Origin of the sequence: Wolbachia endosymbiont of Oedothorax gibbosus (genome assembly GCF_936270435.1) — a bacterium.
In the GTDB taxonomy this organism is placed as follows: domain Bacteria; phylum Pseudomonadota; class Alphaproteobacteria; order Rickettsiales; family Anaplasmataceae; genus Wolbachia.
This window is the reverse complement of record NZ_OW370567.1, coordinates 259,469-284,396: the sequence shown is the minus strand read 5'-3', so window position 1 is coordinate 284,396 and position 24,928 is coordinate 259,469. Positions and strand designations below refer to the sequence as shown.

Sequence of the window (24,928 nt, the reverse complement as noted above, 5' to 3'; positions counted from 1 at the left end):
ATGGATTAACCAACGAAGTAAAGCTGAGAAATACAGGGCTTTTTCGATTGCATTGAATAAGAAATGAGGGTAGAAAAAATATGTACCAAGAAATTTACTGTGGATCTATGCCGAGTGTGCTCAAGTTCAAATTTGTTTTTTAGGCAGCCAAAAACCGTTTCAACAATCGATCTTTTCCCTAGTAAAATCTTCTCTTTCAGCGAAATCAGTGCATTTTTCATACCTTTTTTCACTTTAGTGACGAGTTTTAGACCTCTATCGAATAGTTTCTCAAAGAGCTCTTTCTTTATATAGCCCTTATCTCCAAACAAAAGTCCAGTTAGTTTTTTGGTTAGAGTTGGTACAGGTTTTCTGTCATCGACGTTACCTCTGGTTAGCGTAACACCTTGAATTTCACCTATTTCATTGATTACTACATGTAATTTAAAACCAAAAAACCAGCCGTAAGTATTCTTTCCTAACTCTGCTAATCCTTTGAAAACCTTATTTCTTGAGATTCTTTTTCGATGGCATACTGCTATTGAAGTAGAATCTATGTAGGAAATCCCGGTCATTTTTGCTTGTTCACAAAACCATTGCAAAAGTAATGCTAAATACCACAAAACTCGCGGCTTTAAGGCAATAAATCTGTGATATGAAGGCAGCTTTGAAAACTCTGATCTATAGAATAACTGAAGATAACAAAGATAAAAAGCCTTGAAGTTTTTACATGGTGATTTATGGTATAATAGGATTATGGTTAGAATTTCTGAGTGCGCTATTTCTGGTACTCTGGTTGGTTTTTTGCCGTTTGATAAGAACCTATTTGCAAAATTATCATCTACCGCACGACAAAAATCCTCGACGCAACAGTACAGTTCTGTAATATCTTTCTTCATGGGTAACCTCTTATTATTACTAAAATACTCGAGTTTACCCTGTTTCCCTCTTCTTAGTTATACTTTTATCTATTTTCTAATCCATAACTGAGGTTTTAAATGTGTGTGGACGCACATATTCATTATTTTTTTTAGATTAGAACTTCTTTACAAAAAAATCGGATTACTTTGAAAAAAATGGTCTAGACAAATGGGTGCACTATATTACTTGAAACATCAGCAATAGTACTTTTGCCGAAGTATTTATCGAGTACGCATTTTAAATTAGGCTTTGGTTCTTATTTTACAATAATCAACATAATGATAATAAATTATTAAATGGTAAACTACTATATTTATTCTTCAACTTATTATACAATGGATGCACTAGCTGGAGGTTTAACATTACTACCCTCAAGTAAATTTGAAGGCCCATTGCAACTAGCTGGAGGTTCAACTAAATTTGAAGGTCTGTTACAGTAATATATGATTGTAGCTGCAATTAGACAACAAGCTCCAACTGCTATCCCCACTGCTAACATTTCTAAGTAAACTGCAATAGCTATCCCTGTAGCAACTCCAGCTATTGCCAGTGCAGAAGCAGCTATAAAAGGCAGCTTACTACTTTTTGTATTTTGTGAAGTAGTATCGTTTTTCCCTGAGTTGTTAGTAGGCTGACCAGCGTTATGTTGTATGTCTTGTAGACTGCTGTTACTTTTTTCAGCTTCATGACCTGGTCCAGGACCAGTATTTTTACTACTTACAGAAGCTTGATTTACTAATGATTCAGTATCATTTTTAGTAACATCATCTCCAATTGATAGATCTGAAGCATTTTCTTCTGATCCATTTAAAACCATAGTAGGTTCTTGTTGAACATTATCAATACCATTGTTACTGATAATAGAGGTTGATTGATCATTTGTAGCAGCACTACTAACTTCTACATCATCACTTTGAATATTAGAAACAGAATCACTTGGTTGTTGATCGTTGCCATGAGTATTATTTTCTTGTTCTAAGGCTGGTGTTTTAACAGTAGAAAAATTAGTAATAGCATTGACAGTTCTACTATTAGATTCACCTCTTGTAAACAAGTCCATAAGTGCTTTTGCTATTTTTTGAAGTCCTCCTTGACTTGCTTTACTAATATCATTAAAATCCAAGGATACGGAACTACCAGTGGAGGTAGAAACTACGACTTGTGATATCCCAGCGTTAAGAAACTTCTGTACTATCTCACTAATATTACCAGCAATAAACTCGACTGAAAGCCCAGTAGCATTCTTTTTATAAAACTTGTTAAAAATTTTAGCACTACCATGAGGAACAACCTGTTGAGTACCCAAAGTTGCAACACGCAAATCTCCTGCATTTCCTGTTTTGGTAATGACATCTCCCATACCGTAACCTGTACTTGCTACAAGCTCTTTTTCATTACTTGGTACAAGTATTTGTTCAGGAATTCCTGGAGTGTTACTGCTACCAGCTTTTTCAGCATTCATTTGCTGATTCTCATCACTCTGCACTGCGATTTGTACATTACTATTGCTATGATCACCTAAAGATGAATTCGTTGAAGAAACTTCAGCTATTGCTAACGTTGAGATAGCTGCGGTAGAAGAAGAACCTCCATTAAGTTTATTACTCTTTTTCTCTTTCTTCATAAGTGCCAAGCTTCCTGGATAGTTATCAATTAAGGTTTTCAATAGCCTCAGACTAATAGTGTCTCCACTGAGATAATAATTATTGTTAACAAAAAAAGCAGTACCATGAAGGTTAACTTTTAACCCTTCACCTCTTACATGTCTAGGTAAAGATAGCATCATGGCAAACAAGTTATCAAGTGTGTGAAAGGTTATAAACCCGTCTTCACCAGGTTCAGAATCCTCATAAATTACTACTTTCTGTTCATTACTAGATCCAGAATATTTCATCATTTCAGAAAGTGAAGCATCTTTATGTTTGTTCTTTACTTGTTTAAAATATTGTTCAGCACCATTTGAATGGGTATTTAGAATGAGGTAACTTGGTGCAGTGAATACATTATACAATGCTGTAACAAGGTAAGAAGGATAATAGTATATAGATACACTATTATCAGACTTAAATTGGTCAGGTTCGATATTTGCAATAAGATTGCGATATATGTCTAATAGATGGGCACGCTGTAAAGAACAACGACTAGTTATTACTAATCGTTCACCCACGTGCTTATAACCCATAGAACCAAGCGGTAATGAAGGTATGAAATCTGATTGATTAACTACTCTAATAGTTTTCTTTCCAAGGCGCTCTTCATAAACCTCAGCAGCAGCAGAATCGAAAACCCTTGGAGAAGCAAAAGTTGCAACATGCAAATCTTCTGCACCCTCTCTTACACTTAAACATAGAGCAGCTATGGTGGCAATAGCACCTCCCATACTATGACCTGTAAGGTTAATTTTAAAATCTTTAATTTCTAACTGTTGATCATTAGCATATCCTTTTAATATCTTGTAAACACTTTCCCAAGAATCTTTAAATAAAGAGTAAAAACCTGAATGGATTTTTCCACCTTCAGGCAAAAGCTCACCTGAACTAGTCAAAATCATTTCAGCATCTTTCATGTAGTCAAACCCATTGCGACTACCGCGGTAAACTATAGTTATTTCGTTATCTTTTATAAAAACGTAACCAGCATGTCGATATTGTTTACCATCATTCACGTTATAAAACTGAACAATTTTATATCCTTCTTCCTTAAGTTTAGCTGGAACTCTATAAACCTCAGTTATGGATTAGAAAATAGATAAAAGTATAACTAAGAAGAGGGAAACAGGGTAAACTCGAGTATTTTAGTAATAATAAGAGGTTACCCATGAAGAAAGATATTACAGAACTGTACTGTTGCGTCGAGGATTTTTGTCGTGCGGTAGATGATAATTTTGCAAATAGGTTCTTATCAAACGGCAAAAAACCAACCAGAGTACCAGAAATAGCGCACTCAGAAATTCTAACCATAATCCTATTATACCATAAATCACCATGTAAAAACTTCAAGGCTTTTTATCTTTGTTATCTTCAGTTATTCTATAGATCAGAGTTTTCAAAGCTGCCTTCATATCACAGATTTATTGCCTTAAAGCCGCGAGTTTTGTGGTATTTAGCATTACTTTTGCAATGGTTTTGTGAACAAGCAAAAATGACCGGGATTTCCTACATAGATTCTACTTCAATAGCAGTATGCCATCGAAAAAGAATCTCAAGAAATAAGGTTTTCAAAGGATTAGCAGAGTTAGGAAAGAATACTTACGGCTGGTTTTTTGGTTTTAAATTACATGTAGTAATCAATGAAATAGGTGAAATTCAAGGTGTTACGCTAACCAGAGGTAACGTCGATGACAGAAAACCTGTACCAACTCTAACCAAAAAACTAACTGGACTTTTGTTTGGAGATAAGGGCTATATAAAGAAAGAGCTCTTTGAGAAACTATTCGATAGAGGTCTAAAACTCGTCACTAAAGTGAAAAAAGGTATGAAAAATGCACTGATTTCGCTGAAAGAGAAGATTTTACTAGGGAAAAGATCGATTGTTGAAACGGTTTTTGGCTGCCTAAAAAACAAATTTGAACTTGAGCACACTCGGCATAGATCCACAGTAAATTTCTTGGTACATATTTTTTCTACCCTCATTTCTTATTCAATGCAATCGAAAAAGCCCTGTATTTCTCAGCTTTACTTCGTTGGTTAATCCATAACTGGGGTTATAAGATCTTTCCTCTAACTCAGAAAACTTTTTATTATTAAGATTATAATCACCAACATAATAGCCTACCTTAACAAAATCGATGATCTCTAATAACTTCTCTTGGCTAAATCCTGCAATTTCAGTTTTATTTGGTCCTAAAACACCTGGCCTTCGCTCTTCTTGAATATCAGGTATTTCAAATTCATTTTGTTCTAGATTTGAATCATCTCCATTAGGTTCCTCATTAAACTGACGTTCATCACCAATGTTATCGGTTAAATCCTCAATAGTTCGGTTATCAACATCTTCAAAACATTCCTTAATATCACCTAATAAACTTTTACCATCAGTTTTGTAGTTATTTAATTCTTGAGGAACGGGTAAATGTTTCTTTGCCATTTTCATACTCTACTTTACCATCTTGAGACTTAAGCGTGAACCTTAGCTTACTATCACATTTATATTCTTCCAATTGTTCTGAATCTGGATTTTTTACAACTATAACCTCACTATACTCAACACTTACAGAATTTGCACTATTACAATGAATGCCCATTGTTTTTTCAGGAATTGTTGGTGTTAAATTATACTGAGCAAGTATAGGCTGAATTTGACCATACATCGCAAACTCATACCCCGCTTGATTACAACTAGTAATTAATTCTTCCAGTATGTGATCGTTTGGAACTTCTGCTTTAGCATGCTTGAACATTTCTGTGAAGACTTGCTTTGCAGTTTGGCGGTAATTGTCATCTTTAACTCCTTCACTATGCGTATTGCACTGTTGGCTAACAAATTCCTTATCTATAGCTTGACCATTGATTACAAAACTCATTCTAGGAAGATCTTTATACGCTTGTTTACCAGAATTTACACTGGGATCATTTTTATCAGCTTTTACCTGATCAAGCAAAGATTGTGTCAGCTTAAATTCTAATGTAGTTGTAGAGTCTTGGTCAGGTTGATCTTCAATACCCGAATTCCCAGAATTTTTCCTACTTTTAACTTTATTTTCTTCTGTAGCATCTGCTGCTGGTGGCATGAGCCCAGCAAAAAAACTCCAAGTCATGTCTCCCTCCTACTAAAACAATTTAACTGAGTATAGCACTAAACAGTAATTTTGCCAAGCAAACCTTTTAACCCCAATTTATGGTGTATGGTCCCAAAGAGTGATGAATTGTAAATAAATTAGGAGCACTGGTTACATATAAATTCATAAGGTTTTGAGAGTTTTAAGTCTTTTTGTATAGTCTTGGTTGCACTTTTATGCAGCTCAACATAAGTAAATTTAATCTATAGCAACAAACAAATGCTTATTTTAACTTATTTCTGTTGGCGTTTTATAGTAGTAATTGATGTTAATTCGTTCTAAAATTAGTAGCTTGCTCTGAAGAAACACTATAGTTGTTTTCTCTAAGGTGGGTTTGATATATTTAGAAAAATTATCTATAAGGTTAATATTCAATTTATTTATATTGAAATATACGATTTTATAAAATGACTATTTATGGAAGAACATGGTGGGGTAAGAAGTGGCTACAGTCTTTTGACGGAATAGATTATGATAACCGTCTTCCACGTGGCAGAACTTGTGCTAATACTGGTCGAGCTTTTGGTATTAAAATTAATGGTCACATAGTTACAGCTAAAGTTCATAGCTCAGGATCTTACCCATATCGTGGTTCAAAACCTCAACCATATAAAGTCAAAATTATACTCAATGAATTAAGTTCATCAGAACAACAGACCATTCGTCAAATTATTGAAACTTCACCAGCTATATTAGCTAAATTGATAAATAGACAATTATCAGCCAGCTTGTTTGATAAGCTTAATGATCTTGGGATTAAATTATTTCCTTCAAATTGGCAGGAGATGAATGCAAGTTGTAGTTGTCCTGATTGGGCTATGCCTTGTAAACATATTGCTGCTGTAATTTATCTTATTGCGGCGGAAATTGATAAAAACCCCTTCATGATTTTTAATATTCATAATTGTGATTTATTATCGCTCATTGATGATTTTGGAGGTGGAAAATTAGAAAATGCTCAAAACATTTTAAAGACTGATGATATATTTAAGGCATGTTCTAAAATTAGAATACATAACCAAACAATTTTAAATGATATTGATTTATCAACTATTCCTAACCTTTTTGATTGTATCAGTAGTATTTTAACAGATAATCCACTTTTTTTTGAAAAAAACTTTCATAATATTTTACAGATAGCTTATAAGCACTGGCAAAAGTATCCTACAGGAAGGTTAGTGTACTATCCAGCTTCTAAGAAGGAACTATCGGAAGAGGAGCTATTTATTAAAAGATGGGGAAAAATTCAGAATTGGCAAACATTTCAACTATTCATTAATGATCAGCATTACCTTACTCAAGTGAGCAATGGTACAACTAATTTATTTATGCTAAGTAGAAATGTATTGCAAGATATGGCACGATTTTTAAACGACATTCCTAATTCGTTACTTCACAGGCTTAATCCTGAACTTCGCTTCATGCATATGATTTCACAGTTTGCACATATGCTGATGGAAAAGTCAGCGCTAATACCACAAGTATTACAAAACAAAAAAGGAGAAGTAATAATTAGGTGGATTCCGGCGTTGTTTAATGAATCAGTTAAGGAAATTCATAGCAAGATGTCATCTATTTGTCCGCCTCTATTGATTAAATATCAAGAAATCGCTATGGAACCAGAGGAACAAGTAAATGTTGCTATCTCTCTCATCCTTTTAGGGTATATAAAAGATAACTTTCCTGCACCTCTGGATAAGCATGGAGATAAAGACATCTTTGGATTATTCTTTACTGGAAGACCATACAAGTTTACTGAGTTTAGCAACAAGGAAATACCGCAAGCGATTAATCTCTGGCTTTCACGTCTTTATTTAGCAGATAAACCTTACAAACTCTATCTAATGATAAAAGATTACAATGAAAAATTTGAACTTGAGGTACAGTTATCACCAGATGATGAGAAGTCATTCATAAAGCTGGAAAAAGCACTTTCTAATCAAAACGTAAAGCTTAGTATTTTATCTGATCTTGCACTTTTGTCTGAATATATACCTGAACTAGAAAAGTCGATTGACGATAATAGCACATTATCATTTAATTTAGATAATTTTGCACCATTATTTTTACATATCTTGCCTGTACTAAGAGCAATAGGTATCAAAGTTATTTTGCCGAAATCTTTACAAAAAATCTTAAAACCACAATTAAGTCTTAATTTGTCTACTAAAGATAAAATAAAAGAAGATCGCGAAAGCTTTTTAACTCTTGAAAATTTATTAAAATTTGATTGGAAAATAGCAATAGGTGATAAAAAAATAAGCATTACAGAATTTAAAAAGTTACTAAAAGATTCTCGTGGGCTTGTGCACATTATTGATCATTATGTGCTTTTAGATGATAAAGAGGTAGAGGCTTTATTAAAAAAACTTGATAAATTGCCTGATTATTTGAGTCAAGCAGAACTCATGCAAGCTGCCCTGACAGGTGAAGTGAATGAGGCTAAAGTAGCATTTGATCAGCAGCTTACAGACTTATTTAATAAACTTAATACTTACACACCTGTTACTACACCAAATAATCTAATAGCACAACTGCGCCCATATCAAGAACGAGGGTTTAGTTGGCTTGTACAGAATATAGAAAGTGGGTTTGGTAGCATAATTGCTGATGATATGGGTCTTGGTAAGACTGTACAAGTTATTGCAGCTATTTTATATTGTAAAAATGCAGGATTTTTAAATCGGGATAGAGTTTTGATAGTAGCTCCAACAAGCATATTAAGTAATTGGCAACGAGAGATGGAACGTTTTGCACCAGAATTAAAGCTTTTCATCTATCATGGACAAAATCGAGAATTAGTAAGTGATTACGATGTAGCCATAACATCTTATGGTCTTGCACGTCGTGATAAAAAAGAACTCAACAAAATAAGATGGTTTTTGCTCGTGATTGATGAAGCACAAAATATAAAAAATCCTAATACCGAACAAACCAAAGCAATTAAAGCTATTGAGGCAACACATAAAATAGCAATGAGTGGTACACCTGTTGAGAATAGGTTACTTGAGTATTGGAGCATTTTTGATTTTATCAATAAATCTTATCTTGGTACTCCTAAGCAGTTTAAAAGCAGCTTTGCAACACCAATTGAAAAAGAAAGAGATAAAATTTGTCTAGAAAGGTTTATGAAAATCACTAGCCCTTTTATGTTACGTAGGCTTAAGAGTGATAAAAGCATTATTCAGGATTTACCAGATAAAATTGAGAATAATCGTTATTGTTCCCTCACTTCAGAGCAAACAGCTCTTTATCAAAAGGTTGTTGATACAACTATGGAGAAAATAGAAAAAAGTGAAGGGATTGAACGTAAGGGACTAATCTTTAAACTTATCAATGCTTTAAAGCAAATTTGTAACCATCCATCACAATTTGGCAAGAAAAAGCGTGCGAGTATTGAACAATCCGGTAAAATGCAGATGCTTGAGGAAATATTGATTAGTATTGGTGAAGTTGCAGAAAAATCATTGATATTTACTCAATACACTGAAATGGGTGAGATTATAGCTAGGCTACTTGAAGAAAGGTTTGAATCAAAAGTGCCATTTTTACATGGAGGACTGTCCCGTAAAGCACGAGACGAAATGGTTAATGATTTTCAAAATTCATTCCAATCAAATATTCTTATAGTATCTTTAAAAGCTGGTGGAACAGGGCTTAATTTAACAGCGGCAAACCATGTAATACATTATGATTTATGGTGGAATCCAGCAGTGGAAGCACAAGCAACAGATCGGGCCTATCGTATCGGGCAAGAACGTAATGTTATGGTGTACAGGCTACTTTCAACAGGTACATTTGAAGAGCGTATTGATGAGATGATTCAAAGTAAGAAAGAATTAGCAAACCTAACTATAAGTAGTGGCGAGAGTTGGATTACAGAATTTAACAATGATCAATTAAGAGATTTAGTTAATATAAAAAATGCACTATAATATAGCTGAGTTATTTAATGTAAAGAACCAGATATAGCCCATCTCCAAAGAAAAAAGTTTTTAATTTTTTCAGAAAAAGTCATAAGAAACCCGTTATATATATAGTAGAAGGTTTTCTATCAAAGACACCATTATGAATTATATAGCAGAAAGAAAACATTAGTTTTTTTAATTTATTTTAAATATATCAACAGAATAAAAACTAAGGGGTTGACATAGTGATTAAAATGTAGTAGAGTTACAGTAGAGTATTTTTTCTTAAAAGAAAGAAGATACTAAAACCTTAAATTTCACTTTTCACCTGAACTGACTTTCTTTATTTCTGTATCCGTTCAGCAGAGTGGCAAAATAGGTAGACAAGATAAACCAAAAAGATAATCATAGGGTAAACGTGAGGTAATATGATTGATCTAGAAGAGCTCTGCAAAAATTTACAGCAAAAAATAGAGAAGTTGGAAGTAGAAGTAGAAAACTTAAAAGCAGAAAATAAAGCCCTGAGGATAGAGAATGCGTAATAGTGTAGGTTGTCAAATTGATTACATGATTCAAACAAGGTTTAACACTCTCTACATTTGCGAAATCAAATTTTCAAAAAATAAAATCGGTCATTCAATAATACAAGAAGTACAAAAGAAAATAGATACACTAAAGCGTCCAAAAGGCTTTTCATGTCGTCCAGTCCTTATCCACGTTAATGATGTAAGTGATGATGTTATAGATAGTGATTACTTTTCAAACATAATTGATTTTGGAGAATTATTGAATTGTAAGTGATGTTTTTTGTGCTCTACCTGACTTAAAAAAATAGTAGTTTCTACAGTTATTCTTAAGTTTATAACCCCAGTTATGGATTAACCAACGAAGTAAAGCTGAGAAATACAGGGCTTTTTCGATTGCATTGAATAAGAAATGAGGGTAGAAAAAATATGTACCAAGAAATTTACTGTGGATCTATGCCGAGTGTGCTCAAGTTCAAATTTGTTTTTTAGGCAGCCAAAAACCGTTTCAACAATCGATCTTTTCCCTAGTAAAATCTTCTCTTTCAGCGAAATCAGTGCATTTTTCATACCTTTTTTCACTTTAGTGACGAGTTTTAGACCTCTATCGAATAGTTTCTCAAAGAGCTCTTTCTTTATATAGCCCTTATCTCCAAACAAAAGTCCAGTTAGTTTTTTGGTTAGAGTTGGTACAGGTTTTCTGTCATCGACGTTACCTCTGGTTAGCGTAACACCTTGAATTTCACCTATTTCATTGATTACTACATGTAATTTAAAACCAAAAAACCAGCCGTAAGTATTCTTTCCTAACTCTGCTAATCCTTTGAAAACCTTATTTCTTGAGATTCTTTTTCGATGGCATACTGCTATTGAAGTAGAATCTATGTAGGAAATCCCGGTCATTTTTGCTTGTTCACAAAACCATTGCAAAAGTAATGCTAAATACCACAAAACTCGCGGCTTTAAGGCAATAAATCTGTGATATGAAGGCAGCTTTGAAAACTCTGATCTATAGAATAACTGAAGATAACAAAGATAAAAAGCCTTGAAGTTTTTACATGGTGATTTATGGTATAATAGGATTATGGTTAGAATTTCTGAGTGCGCTATTTCTGGTACTCTGGTTGGTTTTTTGCCGTTTGATAAGAACCTATTTGCAAAATTATCATCTACCGCACGACAAAAATCCTCGACGCAACAGTACAGTTCTGTAATATCTTTCTTCATGGGTAACCTCTTATTATTACTAAAATACTCGAGTTTACCCTGTTTCCCTCTTCTTAGTTATACTTTTATCTATTTTCTAATCCATAACTGAGGTTTATAGAGTTTGCTAACATTAGTATCTTTAGCTTTACAAGAAGGGAATGGAGCCAAAACAATCTCTCTACTACAATACCATTCTTTAAAACGTTTTTAAGGGCTGTTATAGCGTAATTGACGATCTAAATATATTGCTTTCATCAAAAGCTCACACAACCTCTTTTAAATCCAACAACCAGTTATTTCCAAAATGGAAAGATCTCAAATAGCGAAGAAGCTGCTGTAAAAGATATAGCTGGTTTTCAAAGCTCTTTAATTCCTTAGCTGCCTTAAAATTATTTTAACTTTTTTTCAGAAAATCCCGGAAAAAGTGGTCGGTATATATTAGTATAGGGGCATTGAGTGTAGATGTGCTTCAAACACAAAAGTCGGCAAACAAACCGGCTGGGCTATTCTCAAAGACGGAGTAATTCAAAGTGGGAGTGAAAACTTTCATGGTAGCCGTTTCAGCGGAGGTGGAATGCACTTCTTAAATTTTCGTATGTGGCTCAATGAGATGAGGGAAAGATTTTCAGATATTGAAGCAGTGTATTTTGAAGAAGTAAGAAGACATTTAGGCACTGACGCTGCGCATTGTTATGGTGGTTTTTATGCCGTTCTGACTGCTTGGTGTGAAGTATAATGCACCCCATAAATTAGACCAAAAAAAATTGGTTAATCCGAGTAAAAAGGGAAAAGAAAAGAATGGAGTATAGTATGAGAACAAAAAAGCAGAGTTAAAAGCAAAGATAGCTTTGGAAGCAATAAAAAATCAAAAGAGCACAGCAGAGATATGTAGTAATACCATCAACAAATTTATATGATTGGCGTGATAGAGTATTAGCAAGATTGAAAGACATAAACTCAAACCCTGTAAGCAAAAAACCACTTGCACCACCAGTACCTCCTAAAAATTATACGGAAAAAGTTACGCAAAATAGAAATAATAATATTATTGAAAGAGGAGGTTGAAGATTCGTATAATTTCTTGTATATCCGGTTCATGGCACATTGTTTCAACTTTACACTTCTTTAACCACTGTGCTAAATTATGAAGATCTATTGTAAAGCAGCCAAATCAATATAATAGAATGCACTAAGCTTTAAGCATAGAAACCACTTTATCGTAACTTGGCAATGATTTAATTTCTCCAATTGCAGCTAGAGTGGTTTTTTCATGCTGAGATAACAATTCTTTTGCTGCTTTTTTTACGTTAGCAGTGGTAACTGCACTAATTTTTTCTATTAATTCACTTTTACTGATATATTTATTATAGTTACCGTAGTAGTGTCCCAATGTTTCAGCACGTGAGCTCACACTTTCGCGCGACATTAAAATTTGGGATTTTACTCGCTCTTTCACTCTATTTACTTCTTCTTCCTTTAGATCATCTGTAGACAACTTCTTCAACTCTGTCGTTATAGATTTTAAAAGCTTATCTAAGTTACTACTATCTGTGCCAGTAAAAATGGAAAACATCCCTGTATCAGTGTAGCTGGAATTAAATGAGTAAACAGAGTAAGCCAGCCCCTGCTTTTCCCTTACTTCCTGGAACAGACGTGATGACATTCCGCTCCCTAATATAGAATCAAGCACTTGAAACGTGTGATATTTATCGTCATAACGAGAAACACTAGGTAGACCAATTAGCAAGTGCACCTGATCTAATTTACGATGTTCTAAATACTCACCACCAGTACAGCTCGCATTTTGGCTTTTTTTCAGCTCTTTAGAATGAATCTTTGAGAGAAAATCTTTGGTTAATGCAACAACTTCTTCATGTTCAACATTTCCTGCAACGGCAAATAGCATATTCTCGCCAAAGTAATGTTCATTTATGTAATTATCTAAATCTTCTCGAGTAAAAGATTTTACAGTATCTTGCGTGCCTAAGATTGACCTACCAAATGGTTGACCTTTATAAGCTGCCTCAAAATATTTGTCGAAAATAATGTCACTTGGTGAATCATTAGTTTGAAAAATCTCTTGTATTACAACGCCCTTCTCACGTTCCAATTCATCTTCTGGAAACGTAGAATTCATCAATATATCTATTAATATATCAATACCAGTTTTGATGTCCTTCTTGAGAACTTTTGCATAATAGGTGGTGCTTTCCCTACCAGTGCTGGCGTTGAAAACCCCACCTATGTCGTCAAAAGTTTTTGCAATTTCAAACGCAGTTCTTGTCTTCGTTCCTTTGAAAGCCATGTGTTCTAGAAAATGGGATATTCCATTTTGATTTGCACTTTCTGCTCTACTGCCAACACCAACTCGTATGCTTAAAGTTACTGAATCAACATCACGCACCTGCTCAGTTATTATGCGCAGACCATTATCTAATTTCGTTACCTGAGGTGTATTCATCTTATGCATTCTCTTTTAAATTTTCTTCTGCAAAATCCCAATTAATCAAATGATCAAGGAAAACTTTTATGTAGTCAATTCTACGGTTTTGACAATCTAAATAATAGGCGTGCTCCCAGACATCCATAGTGAGTAATGGAACTTGGCCATAAATTAATGGCAAATCTGCATTTGGAGTTTTGGTGATTTTGAGCTTTCCTTTTTCAAGCACTAACCATACCCATCCACTACCAAATTGGCTTACTCCATGATTGGAGAATTCTTCATAAAATTTATCAAAGCCACCGATATCGTCTTGAATTTTTTTTGCTAGAAGACTACTATCCTTAGGCTTACCACCACCATTTTTTTTCATTGAATTCCAATAAAAAGTGTGGTTCCAAACTTGCGCTGCGTTATTGAATATGGGAACTTTATCGCTATTACCATGCACTTTTGTTATTAATTCCTCAATTTTCACATGTTGATAATCTGTATCTTTAACTAACTCATTAAGTTTATTTAAATACCCTTTATGATGTTTGTCATAATGAAAATCCAAGGTTTTTGCAGATATGTAAGGTTCTAAAGCTGTTTTATCATATGGTAATTCAGGTAAAGTAAAACTCATAAAAACCTCTTTATTTTTGACCTACTTGGATGGTAGGGCAATATATGCTTTTGTGCAACATATAATTAATAGCTAAAACATTTAGGTATCTATTGCATTATTCTAAGTTTTATATCACAATAATGATTATTATATAAGCCATAGAAACGGATTGAATGCAAAAACTTCCTTGACAAACTCTGCCAGCCCCCTTATCATGAAACTGAAGGTATTCAGTTATCTTCATCTGTGCAGATTAAACAGCAAGAAAACAACGTAGTTGGCGTCTTATTTTTAATTTTTTGCACTATGTGCACCTTATGTCTTCACAACATTTCTGGGTTTTCAAGCTGAAACGCGCTTATAAGTCGTTTAAGACAGTATAGTACGCCAATTTGCAGGATTAGGAAGTGAACACTAATTACCACGGGGTTTCTTTTGCCTTTATTTTCTGCTTAGTAAATTTCTTAAATATTTTAGCTAAGGTTAGTTGCACTTAAAAGCAGCTAAATTGCAGCGTTTAAGACTTTAAAAACGCCAAATACTGAAAATAGAAAATGACCAGGGCTTCTTTTGCCTTTTTTTCCGTTTGGTAAATTTCTTAATGTTTGTAGCTAACATATTTGAGAGTAACTTCTGCTAGTAGGGTGTCATCCGAGTAGCCCTCTTCTTGTCATCCCAGTGCGTGACACTGGGATCCAGTTTTCCATATAATCTCATCGAAAATGTTGTAACCACTTTCTGTGCTAGTTTGCTTGCTTACAAGCAAACTTTTCTGGATCCCAGTGTCTGGGCACTGGGATGACAGAAGAAGGAAGCACTGGGATGACAGGAGAAGGTATTAGGATGACACCGTCATAAAGTAAAATGAGATCCCAGTGTCACGCACTGGGATGACAAGAAAGGGGCTACTTAGATGACAAGAGAAAGGCTACTTAGATGACAAGAAAGGAGGACTGCTATTTATAGCTAACCCAAGAAAGGTTTTCCTACGTGCGGTATCTCAGCATAGATTCCGCTAACAAGTAGCAGAATGACGAATTTTTGTTTTTCAAATTATCGGTAAACCTAAGTCACTTTAGCTATAGCGCGCAGCGGCATAAACTCAAATCACTTCAAATTTCAATCCAAAGAGGTATCATTATGTCAAACAACTTCAATTTTAAAGAATTTTTTAACCACTATGAAACAAATAGTACGACAGATGATATACAAAGGTATTATTTGCTGTGGAAATCAGTAATAGCTCAGGCGATGATTGATGCAGCAAGTAACTGTAAAAAAACAGAAAGCTTGGTAGAAAAACGTAAGGCAATTTCTTGGTTGTCAGACTTTAGTCAAGATTTTGTACACACATGTGCACTGGCTGATTGTGATCCAACATATGTAAAAAATAAAATACAGCCAATCTTAAAAAGCCTTACTAAATAAAGCCTTTTCAATGAGGTTTACTCCTTTTACCGAAAAAAATATCATGCAATCTCCTATCTATAGTTGCCTCTATATCTTTGATTAATAGCTGCTTTATCATGTTTACTTTTCGCTTTGCATCTTGAGCGTGATGCTCATTATTGTTACCGTAACTACTGTTATTATTCTTATTACTATGACTATTGCCACTTGGTATACTACTGTTACTACCCTTTTTTCTTCTTGCAATTATGAACCTGAGTATCTGTTGCTTTAAAAAGGACTTCCAGCCTGTGCTAAGGAACAACTTATAGAGAAAATGCGGAGTAAGAAACGCCACTAATATTCGAATAGAAATTCCGTAACCGAGGTCTTCCCTATTTTCATAATACCACTTGCAATATTGAAATAAATGGTAAAACGCATTTTTGAAAGAGCCAAATTCTACAGCATACCAAAAACCATTGCTGAGAAACATCAGCACAATGCTGAACGTGTAAAGATACATTGTGCAGAGAAACAGCTTTACAACTATATCTTTCAAGCTGCCTAGTATATAATTAAATAACCTTAATTTATAGAAAAGTGATATCATTTCACACCCACTTCAATATGGCTGGGGTGGAAGGATTCGAACCTTCGCGTGGCGGTATCAAAAACCGCTGCCTTACCACTTGGCTACACCCCAATACTACTTACATCAATAACACTATTAGCCCAATTAGTAAAAGATTTATTTGCTTTTTCTATGGGCATCACAGCAATAGCTGGCTGATCGTAAGAATGCATTGCTTCGATTTTTTCTACAATTTTATCAACTTGATCATTTTTGCTTTTCATAATTGCTACTACTTCACAACTACTATCAATTTCACCCTTCCATAAATACAGAGAATTCACTTCAGTTACACATACAATTAACTTCTCGTTTAACAATTCTTCAGAAATAGTTTTAGCCTCATTTAAATTTGAAAAAGTTGAAAACTAAACTATTCATTAGAATTTATATAAACACATTGCTACTATACTCTACTGAGATTTATTCATCAAGAGAAAATAGATTAGATTTTTCTGTTATTCCAGCACTCTCTTCTGTCATCCCAGTGTCCTCTTCTTGTCATCCCAGTGCCCAGACACTGGGATCCAGAAAAGTTTGCTTGTTCATAAGCAAACTAGCATGGAAAGTAGCTGATCTTACACTAAATGAATGTTTTTGATGAGGTTGCATAGAAGCTGGATTCCAGTGTCAAGCACTGGAATGACACCCTTTTTGGGTCCTTTAAGTAGCCTATATGATGTCATCCCAGCGCCCAGACACTGGGATCTCATTTCTTAATTTCACAATACAAATCATTCCAAATTGCACCTATTTGCAAATATATAAATATAATAATTTTGCATAAAAACTTAGATCCCAGTGTCACGCACTGGGATGACAAGAGAGGGTGCTGGAATGACAGAGGATAATGTAAAAACTCTAATTGTAAATTTAAGTCGACTATAGTCAAAAACAAAAAAGGATGTTACTCAACGAGTAACATCCTTTTGGAGAAGGTAGAAGTTTTACTTATTACACTGTTCCTGGAGTTGCTGTAGCTCTTGAGTTGACAGGTTCTGCACTAGGTTGATCTAGAGATGCGTGTCGTTTTGCCAACTTTTCTTCGAGTTCTCTGTCAAATTCTTCTTTTAAAGGAAGAACTTGTTTTCTTGTTAGCGTAGAAGAACCAGAACCCATTCCACTGTCAGTAGAATTACTGTGAGTGAGAGTTCTGTTACTCAAACTATCCAGGTTTTGCTCCACAATAGGATCACTGAGAACATCTTCACTGAAAGAACTTTGTCCATTTAAGTTAGTCAATGAGGCGCTTCTAGGTGGCTTTGGTGGAGCAACTGGAGTAAGCTTAGGAGAAGCATTTAAGATATTAGATGAATTGCTTCTACGGACTGTTGCAAAGTTCTGAGAATCTGAATCAGAGACAGTAGCAGTACTTTCAGTTCCTATAGAATTTAGCGAACTGCTTTTTGACAAGCTGTTTTCAATAGATTGCGTTGAACCTTTTCTACTTTTACCATGTTTCTCTGCTACTCTATTAAGATTCTCTATACAGTTAGAAAGTTTATGCTCTGTTTTGCATTCTTTAACAATCCTCTTAACTTCATCATGATATTCAGAGAAAATTTCATAGAGACTGTTATCATCTTTAGACAACAAATTTTGCAACTTCTTAGCGTCTAATTTATTGACAAAATCTATTTGCTGTTTCAACTGATTGATCAACTGGTCCTTTTTGGCACTTTGTTGACCATCAACAGAATAAGCTTTCTCTAATATTTTTTCTCCCAATTTAGAAAATATTTCCTTAGTTAAAGCAGAGTTATTCACGGCTTTGTCTTCAAGAACTTCCTTAATAAACATCTCCTTTACACTATTGAAATTCCTTGTTTTTTCTTCTGTTTTCAAAACAACAGTTTGACCTTCATTACCTATTGAATATGGGATGCCGTCTAAACTAGACATGCTCGCACCACCATTACTCATCTTTCTCCCAAATTTTTGAACGCCATCCCCCATTGCTCTTAATGCAGAACTAGTTCCCTCTCTTGTTGCTTGTCCCACAGAACTCACAGCTTCTTTTACTGAGTCCCTAACATGCACAGCACCATCTCTAACTTTTCCTGCAGCGTATGTTGACGCGTCCTTAACTTTCCCAGTAGTATATTTCGCCCCATCAACTGTTTTTTCTGCAGCATATTTGAAGCCTTCTTTTATTTGTGCTCTATATTTCCACATTGCATAAGAAGCACCAACCAAAACAATAGCTCCTACTACTGCTCCAATTACAATTCCAGCTATTGGTACAGCAGCTGTTCCTGCGGCGACTGTAGCTGTTCCTGTAGTTGAAAAAGCAGAAGCAATTGCTGACCAGTTGGTTGCAACAAGATAAGATATGAAGCCAATTGCTCCCAACCTAAAAATACCACGGTCCAATCGACCCTGCTTTTGTAATGATTTTATTTCTTTCCCCAATGATTCTATTTTTTGTTTTAATAAATCCTCTGAAGAAGGCGTAGAATTATTTTGTTGTTGAAGTTGTTGTATTTCAACAACATTTGAATTTGTTTCATTATTAGGTAACATTTTAAACCTCACTATTAATTAAATATATTATATTGTACACCCTCGATTCTTAAGTTAGTGTTAATTTGGCTGCGAACGTTTATTTATTTAAGAATAATTTTGCTTGACGTGTTTTTTGGTAGTGTGGAAAATTAGGCTAAGAAGCTGCAGCATTTATGAGGCATAGAAAAAGGACACTCATCTTCTTAGCTGTTACAACTTTAATAATAATAGCTTTACTATTTAAGTATAATCTTCATTTTCACGAAGACGTAATGCACCTAAAGAGTGACAATAAAGAATTCAAAAAAAAGCCAGAAAATTCCATAGAGTCAACCATACTACATAGAGAAAAGGAAGTGTATGATCATGTTTTTCACCCTGACAATTAATTTGTAAATAAAATAGTTTTGCATTTTCTTATAAGATAAGTAATATTAGCGTATTAATTATAGAATCAATCATTATGTTTGATGAGAATAATCCTTGGAATCTGGGAAAGAAACCGGTAGGTCCCAATAGTGAAGATATTTTAAGTAAAGCTGTATCTGATATAAGGTGTTTTTTTACTGGCTTAACCAGGAATAGGGGCAAAAAACCTTATTTTATCATTTTCATTATTTTGCTGTTCTATGCTTGCACTGGCTTTTATATTGTCCATCCTAGTGAGGAAAGTATAGAACTTACCTTTGGTAAATATTCTAATACGGAAACACCTGGTTTGCGTTATCACTTCCCCTACCCTATTGGCAAGGTTTTTAAAGTGAACGTTAAGGAAGTAAATCGTGAAGAAATTGGGGTAAGCGGTTCTTATGGCCGAGATACAGATCGCGGCGAAGGTGTGATGCTAACTGGAGATGAAAATATAGTCAACGTTAACTTTGAGGTTCAGTGGCGCGTTAGAGATGCTAAGGACTATTTATTCAAAGTGCGGGATTACAAACCCGGTTTCAGTGTTAAAAATGCTGCTGAAAGTGCCATGAGAGAAATAATAGGTAAAAACACGATCTCTTTTGCACTTGGTCAAGGCAGACCAGAAATTTCTAGAGATACTAGAATTCTATTGCAGCAGATTCTTGATGGATACCAAATGGGCATAGAGATTTTATCTGTTCAAATGAAAAAAATTGATCCACCAGAAAAAGTAATCAGTTCGTTTAGAGATGTACAAAGTGCTCGTGCAGACAAAGAGCGTACTATAAACGAAGCATATGCTTATAGTAATGATATTATACCTCGAGCAAAGGGTGAAGCAATAAAGATAAAATTAGATGCACAAGCATATGAAAATGAAGTAATAAATGAAGCAAAAGGTAATGCAAACCGCTTTTTATCTCTTTATGAGGAATATAGACAAAATCCTTCTCTCGTTAAGAATCGTATTTATCTTGAAACTATGGAAAATATTTTCAGTAAGGTAGACAAAGTTGTTGTAACTGATGATCTGAAAGGTATGTTTTCTTATTTACCTCTTACAAATTTAGGGAAATAACTATGAGTAGTAATATTAAAATTGTTTTTGTTTCTGTATTTGTTGTTTTATTGATTGTTTTATTTAATTCAATATTTGTTGTGCAAGAAACAAAGCAAGCGATAGTTATACAACTCGGTAAAGTTGTAAGAGATGTTAGGGAAAGTGGTTTATATTTTAAGTTACCATTCATAAACAGTGTAGAGTTTCTTGATAAAAGAGTTTTAGATTTAAGTCCTGATAAGATCCCAAGGGAAGTGATAACAGCGGATCAAAAACGTATTATAGTAGATGCGTATGCAAAATATAAAATAACAAATCCTGTTACTTTTTACCAGGCTGTGAGGAATGAATCAGGGCTGGTTAGAAGGTTGTATCCGGTTATAGAAGCACACATAAGAGAAAATATAGGCAGATTTTCGTTGATTAGTTTGTTGAACGAAAAAAGATCAGAGGTTATGCAATTGATTCAGCGTGGAGTTTATTCTGAAGCTGAAAAATTTGGCATAGAAATAATAGATGTAAGAATTAAGAGAGCAGATTTACCAGAAGAAAATAGTTCTGCAATATTTCGCCGTATGCAAACTGAAAGGGAAAAAGAAGCAAAAGAAATTAGAGCAGAAGGAGAGCAAGCGGGGCAGGAAGTTAGATCAAAAGCTGATAAATTAAAAAGGGAAATTATCTCCAGTGCAGTAAAAGAATCGTATGAAATAAGGGGCCGTGGTTATGCTGAAGCAACCAGGATTTATAATGAAGCATTTAAGGTTGATGAAGAGTTTTTTAACTTTTATCGCTCTATGAGCGCTTACAGTAAATCATTTGCCGAAAATAATACTAAATTTGTACTTTCACCAAACAATAACTTTTTAGATATTTTAAATAAAGGATGGAAATAGTTTATGAAAAGTAAGGCATTTATTTTATCTATATTTGCATATTTTTTAATTGCGTTTTCTTCGCATGCTAATATGTTTGATTGGAGTACAAAAAAGGTTGCTGATCCTGCATGCAGCTGTGGTCAAGGACTTGCTGATCTAGTAGAGGAACTCATTCCTGCAGTTGTAAATATTTCAAGCGAACAAATCGTCAAACAAGAAAATAACAGCAGAACTAGAGTTCCACCTATGCCAAGAAATAATTTTTTTGATGATTTTAGAGAGTTTTTTGAGCACTTTGATCAGTTTTTTATGGATAGGGGCCCTAGTGTTAACAAAGAGGTGGTATTGCTTGGGTCTGGATTTATTATAGATAAAAGTGGAACCATAGTAACCAATTACCACGTTATTAAAAACGCCCAAGATATCACAGTTACTATGAATGATAATACTTATTTCAAAGCAGAAGTTTCAGGCTATGATGCAAAAACTGATCTTGCTGTGCTTAAGATTAAAGCTGACAAAGATCTTCCTTTTGTTGCATTTGGTGATTCTGATAAAGCAAGAGTTGGTGATACAGTTATTGCAATAGGTAACCCATTTGGTTTGGGTGGCTCTGTAAGCACAGGAATTATATCTGCAAGGTCCAGAGACATTAGTATCGGCACTATGAATGAATTTATTCAAACCGACGCTGCAATTAATAGAGGCAACTCCGGAGGGCCATTATTTGATTTAAATGGAAAAGTTATAGGTATTAACACCGCTATCTATTCGCCATCTGAGTCTGGCGGTAACGTGGGTATAGGCTTTGCTATACCATCTAATTCAGCTATGTCAATTATTGACACATTAAAAAGTGGCAAAAAAATAAAACATGGTTGGCTTGGTGTGCAAGTTCAGCCTATAACAAAAGAATTTGCTGAGTCTTTGGGTTTAAAAGATACAAAAGGTGCACTGGTTGCAGGTATAGTAAAGGATAGCCCTGCAGAAAAAGGTGGAATTAAGGTGGGTGACGTATTATTAGAATTTGATGATAAAAAAATTGATAGAATGACACAACTGCCTCAAATGGTTTCAAGAACTGAACCTGGAAAAAAAGTACAAATTAAGTTACTTAGAAATGGTAAAGAGGTCAATATTAAGGTTGTGATTGAAGAATCTGCAAATGATGGTCAAAGTAATAATCAAGAAGAAAATAAATCAACATCCGATTACATAACTGGTTTAACCGTTTCAAATCTGCCAAAAGAATCAAAAGAAAGTAATCCTACAAAAGGTGTGATAGTTACCAATGTAGATAGTAACAGTAATGCCACGCTGCGTGGTATTAAAAAAGGAGACATTATTATCCAATTAGATGGAACCGATATAGAAAATACTAATGATTTTCAAAAACAAGTTGATTCAGCAGTAAAGAAAAACGGTAAAGATTCAATAATGTTGCTCATTTACCGCAATGGAAATCAGTTTTTCACTTCAATAAGGTTGAAGAAGTAATTTTATTCACTAAATTTACAAAACAGTAGTGTTGTAAGCTCGCTACTGTAACACTTCAATCTTATAAAATAAATAAAAATCTACACTAGATTTCTTGCATAACCATATAAAAAACCAAAGGATGTCATCCCAGTGCCCAGACACTGGAAACTTCACTGTAAATGAGCACACTGAGCAGCTGTATAATAAAAACTGGATTCCAGACTGGAATGACAGAAGAAGGAGACATTGGGATGACATCATATGGGTCTGCGTACACTCTCTACTTTTATCATTTGTAAACTTAATATCAATCATGAACTTTCTAAAATTTATTGAACTATGCTTTCAAACGGTGGTGCCGGGATGTAAGTATAATGATTATCAGTACATAAAAGTCATAGCAGATAGGCTGGAAGCGGCGAGTGCAGGTGAAGTGAGGCGAATAATATTCAATATGCCTCCGCGTTCAATGAAGTCCATATGTGTAAGTGTTGCATGGCCCGCATGGATACTGGGAAATCAGCCAACTGCAAGAATAATAGTTGCAAGTTATTCTCGGCTGCTCAGCGAAAAGCACTCGCTTGATACGAGGTGCATAATGCAATCCAATTGGTATAAAGAGCTGTTTCCAGAGGTGAAATTATCTAAAGACCAGAACACTAAATATAAATTCCAAACAGTGCAGAGAGGATACAGAATCGCAACGTCCGTTGGAGGGACGTTAACCGGTGAAGGTGGAGATTTCATCATTGTGGATGATCCACTAAGTCCCGCTCAAGCTTTGAGTGAAACGTTTAGAAAGCCTGCCACAAACTGGTTTGACCAGACTCTAGTAACCAGGCTCAACGATAGAAAAAAAGGGATAATTGTTCTTGTGATGCACAGGCTACACCTGGAAGACTTAACTGGGCACCTCTTATCCAAGCCAAAAAACATATGGCATCACATTTGTTTGCCAATGATTTCTGAAAATAAGGAGGTTATTTATTCAATTAATAACCATACTGGTGTCATTCCAACCCCCCCTCCTGTCATCCCAGTGCCCAGACACTGGGATCCAGAAAATTCAACCGCAAAAGACTGGATTCCAGCATCAAGTGCTGGAATGACACTACCTGCAAGAGTATTATACTCAAGAGAAGAAGGTCAGTTGCTATATCCCCTGGAGGGAGGAAGAGAAGAAGTTGAGATGATAAAAGTTGAACTCGGGAGTTACGCTTTTGCTGCTCAATATCAACAAAATCCTCTGCCGCTTTCAAGCGGTATAATTAAACAAGAGTGGCTAAAGCGCTATAAAAATTTCCCTGATAATCTCTCACATGTAACGCAAAGCTGGGACACTGCAGTTTCAACAAACGATTCCAGCAACTTTAGTGTCTGCACCACCTGGGCAAAAATAGATAATAAATTCTATTTACTTGATGTATATCGAGCAAAGCTTGAGTACCCAAAGCTTAAAGAGCAAGTTCTGTCACTAGCTGCAAGATGGATGCCACACGCAATTTTAATCGAAGCAAAAACAAGTGGTCAACAATTAACACAAGAGCTAAAGGCAAATAGCGATCTACCAATTATTGAAATAGTGCCACACAATGACAAGCTCACTCGATTTTATCAAATTGTTCCAATTATAGAGTCTGGCAGGGTTTTTCTGCCACAGCAAGCGGTATGGCTCAATGATTTTGAGTATGAGATTTTAATGTTCCCAGAAGCCCGTTATGATGATCAGGTGGATAGTACCGTGCAATATCTGCAATGGACAAGAAAAACTAACACCAATGCCTTTAGAGTCAGAGGCTTTGGCTCCAACTCTAATAAAACGCTTAGGTGGCTGAGAGCAGTGGATTAGATTAATACCAAGTATCTGTTTAGAGGAGTGGCTAATGTGCAAATATTGAAGCAAAGTGCGTGACACACAGCTGTACGAACATTGCAATATGGTACATAGTAAACGATGTCATTCCAGTGCTTGACAATGGAATCCAGCTTTTTCATAATCATCAAAATGTTGTATTTTAACATAAAACGGCTACTTTTATGCTTACCAACTTAATAAAATTCCTGGATCCAAGTGTCAAGCACTGGGATGACACCATTTGTTGTAAACTCACTTTTACTCTATGGTCTTGCCGCTATCCTGAACGGATACAATACCAAACTTCGTTATTGGGAAGACAAAACGGATACCTCTATGTTACCTATTT

Annotated in this window: 17 protein-coding genes, 1 tRNA gene and 3 pseudogenes; 10 read left to right on the top strand and 11 right to left on the bottom strand. The window is 34.8% G+C overall.

All coding sequences use genetic code 11. The annotated features are described in order from the left end of the window. Positions 1–5 precede the first annotated feature (5 nt). Together NBW39_RS01425 and NBW39_RS01420 are read right to left on the bottom strand one after the other, a co-directional pair. Complete coding sequence (locus NBW39_RS01425; protein ID WP_250294632.1) at positions 6–878, bottom strand: IS982 family transposase; 873 nt, start codon at positions 876–878, stop codon at positions 6–8. A gap of 350 nt (positions 879–1,228) precedes the next feature. Beyond that, complete coding sequence (locus tag NBW39_RS01420) at positions 1,229–3,565, bottom strand: lipase family protein (protein WP_250295409.1); 2,337 nt, start codon at positions 3,563–3,565, stop codon at positions 1,229–1,231. A gap of 152 nt (positions 3,566–3,717) precedes the next feature. Here NBW39_RS01420 and NBW39_RS01415 point away from each other — a divergent pair, with 152 nt between their 5' ends. Then, positions 3,718–4,590, top strand: coding sequence for an IS982 family transposase (locus NBW39_RS01415; protein ID WP_250294632.1), 873 nt, complete (start codon positions 3,718–3,720; stop codon positions 4,588–4,590). Here NBW39_RS01415 and NBW39_RS01410 read toward each other — a convergent pair. Together NBW39_RS01410 and NBW39_RS01405 are read right to left on the bottom strand one after the other, a co-directional pair. Next, positions 4,540–4,992 (bottom strand): hypothetical protein, encoded by a 453-nt coding sequence (locus tag NBW39_RS01410; protein ID WP_250295408.1) that lies wholly within the window; start codon positions 4,990–4,992, stop codon positions 4,540–4,542. The genes NBW39_RS01415 and NBW39_RS01410 overlap by 51 nt on opposite strands. Continuing rightward, positions 4,946–5,629: a hypothetical protein gene (locus NBW39_RS01405; protein WP_250295407.1), complete on the bottom strand. Its 684-nt coding sequence runs from the start codon at positions 5,627–5,629 to the stop codon at positions 4,946–4,948. The genes NBW39_RS01410 and NBW39_RS01405 overlap by 47 nt, the downstream gene beginning before the upstream one ends. A 455-nt stretch (positions 5,630–6,084) precedes the next feature. Here NBW39_RS01405 and NBW39_RS01400 point away from each other — a divergent pair, with 455 nt between their 5' ends. Together NBW39_RS01400 and NBW39_RS01395 are read left to right on the top strand one after the other, a co-directional pair. Beyond that, the gene (locus tag NBW39_RS01400; RefSeq protein WP_250295406.1) at positions 6,085–9,612 is read left to right on the top strand and encodes a DEAD/DEAH box helicase; all 3,528 of its coding nucleotides are present in this window, start codon (positions 6,085–6,087) and stop codon (positions 9,610–9,612) included. Between the two features lie 507 nt (positions 9,613–10,119). Next, positions 10,120–10,386 carry a hypothetical protein gene (locus NBW39_RS01395; RefSeq protein ID WP_250295405.1) on the top strand — a complete coding sequence of 89 codons (267 nt, stop codon included), beginning with the start codon at positions 10,120–10,122 and terminating at the stop codon, positions 10,384–10,386. Positions 10,387–10,463: 77 nt separating this feature from the next. Here the strand turns inward: NBW39_RS01395 and NBW39_RS01390 are convergent, their stop codons facing one another. Then, positions 10,464–11,336 (bottom strand): IS982 family transposase, encoded by an 873-nt coding sequence (locus NBW39_RS01390; RefSeq protein ID WP_250294632.1) that lies wholly within the window; start codon positions 11,334–11,336, stop codon positions 10,464–10,466. A gap of 433 nt (positions 11,337–11,769) precedes the next feature. On the opposite strand from NBW39_RS01390, the pseudogene NBW39_RS01385 reads away from it, so the two are divergent. Next, positions 11,770–12,048: pseudogene (locus NBW39_RS01385) on the top strand (hypothetical protein); the annotation flags it as partial. A gap of 112 nt (positions 12,049–12,160) precedes the next feature. Then, positions 12,161–12,272, top strand: a pseudogene (locus NBW39_RS01380) (IS3-like element ISWpi17 family transposase); the annotation flags it as partial. 235 nt (positions 12,273–12,507) lie between these two features. On the opposite strand, the gene NBW39_RS01375 reads toward NBW39_RS01380, so the two are convergent. After that, the gene (locus NBW39_RS01375; RefSeq protein WP_250295728.1) at positions 12,508–13,779 is read right to left on the bottom strand and encodes a M16 family metallopeptidase; all 1,272 of its coding nucleotides are present in this window, start codon (positions 13,777–13,779) and stop codon (positions 12,508–12,510) included. Position 13,780: 1 nt separating this feature from the next. After that, entirely contained in the window at positions 13,781–14,389 is a 609-nt protein-coding gene (locus tag NBW39_RS01370; RefSeq protein WP_250295404.1) for a superoxide dismutase, read from the bottom strand. A 1,122-nt stretch (positions 14,390–15,511) separates the two neighbouring features. Here NBW39_RS01370 and NBW39_RS01365 point away from each other — a divergent pair. Further along, positions 15,512–15,799: a hypothetical protein gene (locus tag NBW39_RS01365; protein WP_250295403.1), complete on the top strand. Its 288-nt coding sequence runs from the start codon at positions 15,512–15,514 to the stop codon at positions 15,797–15,799. A gap of 7 nt (positions 15,800–15,806) precedes the next feature. Here NBW39_RS01365 and NBW39_RS01360 read toward each other — a convergent pair whose 3' ends face one another. The 4 genes and pseudogenes from NBW39_RS01360 to NBW39_RS01345 form a co-directional block, all read right to left on the bottom strand. After that, positions 15,807–16,373 carry a hypothetical protein gene (locus NBW39_RS01360; protein ID WP_250295402.1) on the bottom strand — a complete coding sequence of 189 codons (567 nt, stop codon included), beginning with the start codon at positions 16,371–16,373 and terminating at the stop codon, positions 15,807–15,809. A gap of 18 nt (positions 16,374–16,391) precedes the next feature. After that, positions 16,392–16,466 (bottom strand) — tRNA-Gln (locus NBW39_RS01355). Next, a pseudogene (gene cutA / locus NBW39_RS01350) lies at positions 16,457–16,762 on the bottom strand (divalent-cation tolerance protein CutA); the annotation flags it as partial. The gene NBW39_RS01355 and the pseudogene cutA, both read right to left, overlap by 10 nt. A gap of 586 nt (positions 16,763–17,348) precedes the next feature. Then, positions 17,349–18,917: an actin-bundling T4SS effector WalE1 family protein gene (locus NBW39_RS01345; RefSeq protein WP_250295400.1), complete on the bottom strand. Its 1,569-nt coding sequence runs from the start codon at positions 18,915–18,917 to the stop codon at positions 17,349–17,351. Positions 18,918–19,362: 445 nt separating this feature from the next. Here NBW39_RS01345 and hflK point away from each other — a divergent pair, with 445 nt between their 5' ends. The 4 genes from hflK to terL all read left to right on the top strand — a co-directional run bounded on the left by hflK (position 19,363) and on the right by terL (position 24,573). Then, positions 19,363–20,388 carry an FtsH protease activity modulator HflK gene (hflK, locus tag NBW39_RS01340; protein WP_250295399.1) on the top strand — a complete coding sequence of 342 codons (1,026 nt, stop codon included), beginning with the start codon at positions 19,363–19,365 and terminating at the stop codon, positions 20,386–20,388. Between the two features lie 2 nt (positions 20,389–20,390). Continuing rightward, positions 20,391–21,263, top strand: a complete 873-nt coding sequence (gene hflC / locus NBW39_RS01335; protein WP_010962867.1) for a protease modulator HflC — start codon at positions 20,391–20,393, stop codon at positions 21,261–21,263. Between the two features lie 3 nt (positions 21,264–21,266). Then, complete coding sequence (locus NBW39_RS01330; RefSeq protein ID WP_250295398.1) at positions 21,267–22,742, top strand: DegQ family serine endoprotease; 1,476 nt, start codon at positions 21,267–21,269, stop codon at positions 22,740–22,742. Between the two features lie 295 nt (positions 22,743–23,037). Continuing rightward, entirely contained in the window at positions 23,038–24,573 is a 1,536-nt protein-coding gene (gene terL / locus NBW39_RS01325; protein ID WP_250295727.1) for a phage terminase large subunit, read from the top strand. The last annotated feature ends 355 nt before the right edge of the window (positions 24,574–24,928 follow it).

What these genes read in the sequence shown, in the direction of transcription:
- NBW39_RS01425 (WP_250294632.1), bottom strand. Translation starts at nt 878, where the DNA reads ATGAAGAAAGATATTACAGAACTGTACTGTTGCGTCGAGGATTTTTGT.
- NBW39_RS01415 (WP_250294632.1), top strand. Translation starts at nt 3,718, where the DNA reads ATGAAGAAAGATATTACAGAACTGTACTGTTGCGTCGAGGATTTTTGT.
- NBW39_RS01410 (WP_250295408.1), bottom strand. Translation starts at nt 4,992, where the DNA reads ATGAAAATGGCAAAGAAACATTTACCCGTTCCTCAAGAATTAAATAAC.
- NBW39_RS01405 (WP_250295407.1), bottom strand. Translation starts at nt 5,629, where the DNA reads ATGCCACCAGCAGCAGATGCTACAGAAGAAAATAAAGTTAAAAGTAGG.
- NBW39_RS01400 (WP_250295406.1), top strand. Translation starts at nt 6,085, where the DNA reads ATGACTATTTATGGAAGAACATGGTGGGGTAAGAAGTGGCTACAGTCT.
- NBW39_RS01395 (WP_250295405.1), top strand. Translation starts at nt 10,120, where the DNA reads ATGCGTAATAGTGTAGGTTGTCAAATTGATTACATGATTCAAACAAGG.
- NBW39_RS01390 (WP_250294632.1), bottom strand. Translation starts at nt 11,336, where the DNA reads ATGAAGAAAGATATTACAGAACTGTACTGTTGCGTCGAGGATTTTTGT.
- NBW39_RS01375 (WP_250295728.1), bottom strand. Translation starts at nt 13,779, where the DNA reads ATGAATACACCTCAGGTAACGAAATTAGATAATGGTCTGCGCATAATA.
- NBW39_RS01370 (WP_250295404.1), bottom strand. Translation starts at nt 14,389, where the DNA reads ATGAGTTTTACTTTACCTGAATTACCATATGATAAAACAGCTTTAGAA.
- NBW39_RS01365 (WP_250295403.1), top strand. Translation starts at nt 15,512, where the DNA reads ATGTCAAACAACTTCAATTTTAAAGAATTTTTTAACCACTATGAAACA.
- NBW39_RS01360 (WP_250295402.1), bottom strand. Translation starts at nt 16,373, where the DNA reads ATGATATCACTTTTCTATAAATTAAGGTTATTTAATTATATACTAGGC.
- NBW39_RS01345 (WP_250295400.1), bottom strand. Translation starts at nt 18,917, where the DNA reads ATGTTACCTAATAATGAAACAAATTCAAATGTTGTTGAAATACAACAA.
- hflK (WP_250295399.1), top strand. Translation starts at nt 19,363, where the DNA reads ATGTTTGATGAGAATAATCCTTGGAATCTGGGAAAGAAACCGGTAGGT.
- hflC (WP_010962867.1), top strand. Translation starts at nt 20,391, where the DNA reads ATGAGTAGTAATATTAAAATTGTTTTTGTTTCTGTATTTGTTGTTTTA.
- NBW39_RS01330 (WP_250295398.1), top strand. Translation starts at nt 21,267, where the DNA reads ATGAAAAGTAAGGCATTTATTTTATCTATATTTGCATATTTTTTAATT.
- terL (WP_250295727.1), top strand. Translation starts at nt 23,038, where the DNA reads ATGAACTTTCTAAAATTTATTGAACTATGCTTTCAAACGGTGGTGCCG.